The 5,335-nt window shown below is 60.7% G+C and carries 6 protein-coding genes and 1 pseudogene; 4 read left to right on the top strand and 3 right to left on the bottom strand.

Annotation, left to right across the window (positions count from 1 at the left end; all coding sequences use genetic code 11):
- Positions 1 to 88: IS3 family transposase (locus B7R22_RS20380; protein WP_367302594.1), on the top strand; the 88-nt coding region annotated here is incomplete at its 5' end.
- On the opposite strand, the gene B7R22_RS18655 is transcribed toward B7R22_RS20380, so the two are convergent.
- The gene (locus tag B7R22_RS18655) at positions 72 to 1,082 is read right to left on the bottom strand and encodes a glycoside hydrolase family 3 protein (RefSeq protein WP_253259172.1); all 1,011 of its coding nucleotides are present in this window, start codon (positions 1,080 to 1,082) and stop codon (positions 72 to 74) included. The two genes, B7R22_RS20380 and B7R22_RS18655, sit on opposite strands and share 17 nt — an antisense overlap.
- 160 nt (positions 1,083 to 1,242) lie before the next feature.
- Between B7R22_RS18655 and B7R22_RS18650 the strand changes: the two genes are divergently transcribed.
- Positions 1,243 to 1,914, top strand: a complete 672-nt coding sequence (locus B7R22_RS18650) for a TetR/AcrR family transcriptional regulator (RefSeq protein WP_116413174.1) — start codon at positions 1,243 to 1,245, stop codon at positions 1,912 to 1,914.
- A 168-nt stretch (positions 1,915 to 2,082) separates the two neighbouring features.
- On the opposite strand, the gene B7R22_RS18645 is transcribed toward B7R22_RS18650, so the two are convergent.
- Entirely contained in the window at positions 2,083 to 2,685 is a 603-nt protein-coding gene (locus tag B7R22_RS18645) for a TetR/AcrR family transcriptional regulator (protein WP_116413173.1), read from the bottom strand.
- Between the two features lie 242 nt (positions 2,686 to 2,927).
- On the opposite strand from B7R22_RS18645, the gene B7R22_RS18640 reads away from it, so the two are divergent.
- Positions 2,928 to 4,364 carry an MDR family MFS transporter gene (locus tag B7R22_RS18640; protein WP_116413172.1) on the top strand — a complete coding sequence of 479 codons (1,437 nt, stop codon included), beginning with the start codon at positions 2,928 to 2,930 and terminating at the stop codon, positions 4,362 to 4,364.
- A 93-nt stretch (positions 4,365 to 4,457) separates the two neighbouring features.
- Positions 4,458 to 4,775, top strand: coding sequence for a transposase (locus B7R22_RS18635; RefSeq protein ID WP_172582587.1), 318 nt, complete (start codon positions 4,458 to 4,460; stop codon positions 4,773 to 4,775).
- A gap of 284 nt (positions 4,776 to 5,059) precedes the next feature.
- Here B7R22_RS18635 and B7R22_RS20500 read toward each other — a convergent pair.
- Positions 5,060 to 5,335 (bottom strand): annotated as a pseudogene (locus B7R22_RS20500) (transposase); the annotation flags it as partial.

The raw sequence follows: 5,335 nt of genomic DNA, 5'->3' as shown, positions 1-5,335 counted from the left end.
CTGGTACAACGCCCGCCGACGCCACTCCGGCATCGGCTACCTCAGTCCATTAGAGTACGAACGCCGCCAGCTCACACTGGCAGCCTGACCAACCAACCACCTGTCCGGGAAACGGGGTCAGCCTCAGTGGCCGGCCTGGTCGGCACGTCGCCCACCGGAGGCGACGAAACCGTACTTTCTGGATTGCCGAGGGCTCCGACTCGGGCACCGAGGGTGAGGATACGACGTACCTTGTCATTGATCTCCGCTACCGGCACTGCACCGGATTGCACTGCGTCAAGCAGATGCTGTTCCCACGGACCGCCGGGGCCTGGCATCACAAGATCAAGACCAGCTAGTGCGGTAGCTGCCGTGCTGTTAGCCGCCAACCAATCGCTGACCACGACCCCATCAAAACCCCACTCATCTTTCAGCACCGTCTTTAACAGGTTTCCGTGTTCAGTCGCTGCGGACCGCTGCACCCCATCGTCGATACCGTTGTAGGCGGCCATCACGCTCCATACGCCAGCCTCTTTCACGGCACGTTCGAAGGGGGCAGAATACAACTCGCGCAAGGTGCGTTCATCAATTCGCGCAACATAGGTTGTGCGGTCCGTTTCCGATTCGTTGCCCAAAAAGTGCTTCACACACGCGCCGACACCGGCGGCCTGCACGGAAGTGATGTAGGCCGCCGCAATTGTTCCGGTCAACAGCGGGTCCTCTGAATAACACTCGAAGTGCCGGCCGCCGAACGGGGTTCTTTGCAAATTGACGACTGGCGCCAAAACGACGTTGGCGCCCTGGCGTTTCGCCTCCAAAGCAATCAGTGACCCCAGCCGGCCAACGAGTTCCAAGTCCCATGTCGCCGCAACGGCGGACGGGTTCGGTAGCTGGGCGGACTCCCCCGGGCCATCATCAATTCCGCGCACACCAATTGGGCCATCCGAAAGCGCAATGCTTCGAAGTCCGGCTTCTTCCAGCGGATGCAGAATCCAATTGGTCGCGCCGGTGAGAAGCCGAACCCGTTTGCCCAGCGGAAGCGAATCGAGATCGCGATCGACCATTTCCTGCAACGCATCAGACTCAAAGGCGACGTCCTGCATGCTGGCTCCTAGATGATCCTCGATGATCCCTATAACCATCGGCGGTGACTGGAGATGACTCTACATTGACTTACTTACACGTTCGTAACACTTATTAGTCACAGTTTGATAACGGGTTGTCCTCTGCGCTGGAGGGATACACTGGCGGCGGGAGAACAGTATGTCCACCACCGATACGCAATCCAACGCCAAGACGATCTCGCGTGCGGATAAGGCGCGCAAACCGCGCGCGAGCACGGCAGCCACTCGTGAGCGGATCATCGAAGCCGCTATGGCGGTATTTGCCAACCGCGGTTATAACAACAGCTCGTTGCTGGAAATCGCTGATCAAGCCGAAATGACGCACGCGGGCGTGCTGCATCACTTTGGATCCAAGGACAATCTGTTGACCGCGGTACTTGCTCATCGAGACGATGCCGATGTCGCAGAACTCCACGACCATAAATTGCCCACCGGCGCCGCCATGCTGGAGCACCTCGTCCATACCGCGCGCGCCAATGCGAAACGTCCCGGGATAGTGCAGGCATACGCGGTCCTTTCGGTCGAGTCCGTGACCGAAAATCATCCTGCCCAGAATTTCTTCAGGGACCGCCTCGCCGGGCTTCGCGTCATCGTCAGCGACGCGTTACGCGCCGTGGTGTCAGACAATGTGCCCCAGCATCAAATCAACCAAGCCGCTTCCCTCATCATCGCCACGATGGACGGCCTTCAAGTGCAGTGGCTCCTCGAACCCGACGTGATAGACATGGCGGCCGGTGTCGAAACAACGATCACCGCCGTCGTCGCGCAGCTAAACGCGGGCAGACCCGGGGGCGACGCCACCCAATCCTGACCCGTTCATAGGCTGGGCAACAGCCACACCAGCACCCTCCCTAGCCACCTGTGGTGTCGTGTTCGAACCGGAATGGTAGGGATAGGTCCGCGGTCCACGCAACGTTTGCCCGCGGGATAGTTGGGGCAGTCTGTCTCATTGCAGAAGTTGAGACATTTGTGAGTTAGGTCAGCCGACGCGTGCCTGGGGGCCCGACCCCGTCCAGCCGGTGCGGAGGAGGATGAATGTTTCGGTGAGTGCTGCTTGGGGGTTGTCGTATTCGCTGGCGAGGTTAAGGGCGTCGAGGCTGAAACGTGCCAGCGCGGCGGCTTTGACGCTGCCGGTTGGCATTCCTGTTGTTTCGGCAATGGCGCGGGCCAGGGATTCTTCGTGTCTGGTCCACATTCGGCGGGCGTAGTCTCTGAGTGCTGGGGTGGAGCGGACGAGGTCGAGGAAATCCTTGAGAGCTGGTTCAAGGGTGATGGCGCGCGAGTTCTGGAAGTAGTCCAGGAGCGCGTCGAGGACCGACTGTTCGGCGGCCCGGTTCAACACGGCAGCTGTTAGCGCCTTTTCTCGATCCTCGTCTTGATCGAAGACGAGTGCCTCTTTGCTCGGGAAGTGCTGGAACAGCGTGGTGACGGCGACGTCGGCGCCGTCGGCGATGTCTTTCACGTTGACGTTGTCGAAACCGCGTTCCAGGAACAGGCGGAGAGCGGCGTCGGAGATCGCGGCACGGGTGGCCGCTTTTTTTCGCGCGCGGCGACCAAGCACTTCGGGCCCGGTTGATGTCATGGAAACAATAGTAGCCCCTAATCGGCGCCAATGCATTTACGTAGTGATTGCGCATTAGGCATGAATATGGTTATGTGTGAAAATGAGCGGGTCCCCCGAGTGATCCACCTCGTCGCTCTCACACCCGCACCAAAGGAAGGCCTGTTGTGACTTCGATACCGCCAGCATCCGCGCCGTCTGCTTCGGCGTTGCCAGCAGTCGCCCCGAGTGGTGTGCCAGTGAACTCGCCGACACGTATTCGGATGATTCTGCTTGGTGTCATGCTCGCCATGTTGCTCGCTATGTTGGACAACGCGATTGTGGGCACGGCGCTTCCGACCATCGTTGGAGATCTGGGGGGCTTGGATCAGCTTGCCTGGGTCGTCACCGCGTACACGTTAGCTACCGCGATCTCTACTCCTGTGTGGGCAAAAGTCGGCGACCTGCGTGGACGTAAGAAAGTATTCCTGACCGCGATCGCCGTGTTCGTCGGGGGTTCGATATTGTCCGGGGCCGCGCAGAACATGATGGAACTCATCGGCTTCCGGGCACTGCAGGGGCTCGGCGCGGGCGGCCTAGCCGTAGGGGCTTTCGCGCTGATAGCTGATCTCGTGCCTCCTCGAGAACGCGGTCGCTACCAAGGAATGACCGCATCGGTGATGGCGATCGGAACGATCGGCGGACCGCTCCTTGGCGGTTTCGTCACAAGTGCGTTCGGGTGGCGTTGGGCTTTTTACATCAACGTACCTCTTGGTGCGATCGCGTTCATGTGGTGCCTCGTGATGCTGCGTCTTCCTGCCAAGCGCACCTCCGCGCGAATCGACTGGCTCGGCACCGTGCTTCTGGGTATCACCATCACCGGCCTCGTTCTCATCACGACCTGGGGCGGTAACCAATATGGCTGGCTATCCGCGCAGATCCTCGGACTTGGAGCGATCACGATCGCGTCCCTTGCGAGCTTCATTTACTGGCAGCGCCGAGCCCCCGAACCGGTGTTGCCGTTACGCATCTTCGCTAAACGCAACCTGACGCTGTCATCCGTGATTGCCCTGGTGGTGGGTGTGACCATGTTCGGCTGCGTAGTGTATCTCCCCCAGTTCCAGCAGAGCGTGCAAAACGCGAACGCGGCAGCGTCCGGGCTGCTCCTCTTGCCACTCCTTGTCCCCGTGGTACTGACCTCCCAGATAGCCGGCCGGGTCATGGCGAAGACCGGGAAATACAAAATCTTCCCCATCCTCGGTGTGAGCTTCCTTATCGTCGGCATGGCGCTGCTGTCGACAATGACGGTTGATACCGGCCGGCTCGTGACCAGCGTCTACATGGTCCTCATCGGGATCGGACTCGGGCTGACAATGCAGTTGACCACGATCATCGCTCAAAACAGTGTGGACAGGTCCAACCTCGGTGTTGCATCCGGCGCTGTCACCCTGTTCCGAACCATTGGCGGCTCGGTCGGCGTCGCACTCTTCGGCTCACTCTTCGCCCAAGCCCTAGCCAGCAGCCTCCCGGGCGGTGCGCAACCCCAACCCACCGCGAGCCAGCTCCCGGGTATGACCGCCACAGCGCGCGACGCGTACCTCGGCGCGGTAGCGACCGGCACGCAACACATCTTCCTCGCCGGAGCCATCATCGCGGTCATCGCACTGGTCGCGGCGTGCCTCATCACAGAGGTACCGCTCCGCGAAAAACCCGCCACCTGACATCGCCGCCACGCACACCAACACCTCCCGCAATTACACCAACCGACCACCAGCAGGAGAATGGGGTGTTTCATTGTTTTTGAACACGGGTTCGTGATTCAGGAAGTTGATGATGGTCATAAGAGATTGAAGCGGGCGTATTCGCCGCAGTTCCTGGCTGAGGCGGCGCAGCTGGTCGTGGTCAGTGGCCGGCCGATCACCCACGTCGCGAAGGAGCTCGGGATCATTGATCAGACCCTTGACGTGTGGGTGAAAGCGTGGCGGGTGGAGAACGCCGCCAGCCCGGGCCCGGATCTGAGCCCGGAGCAGTCGCTGGAGCCGCGGGAGGCGTTGTCGGAGAACGCGAGGCTGCGGATTGAGAACGAGTTTCTGAAAAAGGCCGCGGCATTCTTCGCCAGGACGCAACCGTGAGCGACAAATGCGCACTTATCCTGGAGCAGAAGGCCGACTACGACATCACGTTCATGTGCGACCTGCTCGTTCGGCACGATCGGGAAGATTATGCGATCTGAAGGGCTCGTGACCGTGCAGCCGCGGGCGTGGAAGAAGACCATGATCCACGCTGCCGGACTGTTGGAACGCCGCGACAAGCTCAAACGGGTGTTCCAAACCCGCACCCCGGGGGTCCGGTTCATGGGCGATATCACCTACCTCCGTACCGCTTGGATCCCAGCCCTCGTCGCAACACTGCTTGGTTAGCTGGCCTCTAGTAAAGCATGGAGTCGCTCGGCTGGGGTGTCCCAGTCCAGTGATTTCCGTGGCCGGGCGTTTAGCTCGGTGGCGCTCCTCGGGGGCGTGCCTGGAGAGGTCCGTTCCTCTAGGGAAATACTGTCGAAGGAGCCCGTCACGAGGCCATCGCGCACCGTTTCGGCGGTGTGGTCGTGGGGAAGGTGAATGAGGCTGACGAAGCGGCTGGAGCGCTCGACCAGGGTTCCGATCGCTGACCGGCTCATCGTGCCGATGATGAGGTC

Source organism: Subtercola boreus (assembly GCF_003399635.1).
Classification (GTDB): domain Bacteria; phylum Actinomycetota; class Actinomycetes; order Actinomycetales; family Microbacteriaceae; genus Subtercola; species Subtercola boreus_B.
Note: the sequence above shows the minus strand (reverse complement) of the source record. Positions and strands in the feature narration are given on the sequence as shown.

Coding starts and splice junctions, on each gene's coding strand:
- B7R22_RS18645 (WP_116413173.1), bottom strand. CDS start 2,685: ATGACATCAACCGGGCCCGAAGTGCTTGGTCGCCGCGCGCGAAAAAAA.
- B7R22_RS18650 (WP_116413174.1), top strand. CDS start 1,243: ATGTCCACCACCGATACGCAATCCAACGCCAAGACGATCTCGCGTGCG.
- B7R22_RS18655 (WP_253259172.1), bottom strand. CDS start 1,082: ATGCAGGACGTCGCCTTTGAGTCTGATGCGTTGCAGGAAATGGTCGAT.
- B7R22_RS18640 (WP_116413172.1), top strand. CDS start 2,928: ATGATTCTGCTTGGTGTCATGCTCGCCATGTTGCTCGCTATGTTGGAC.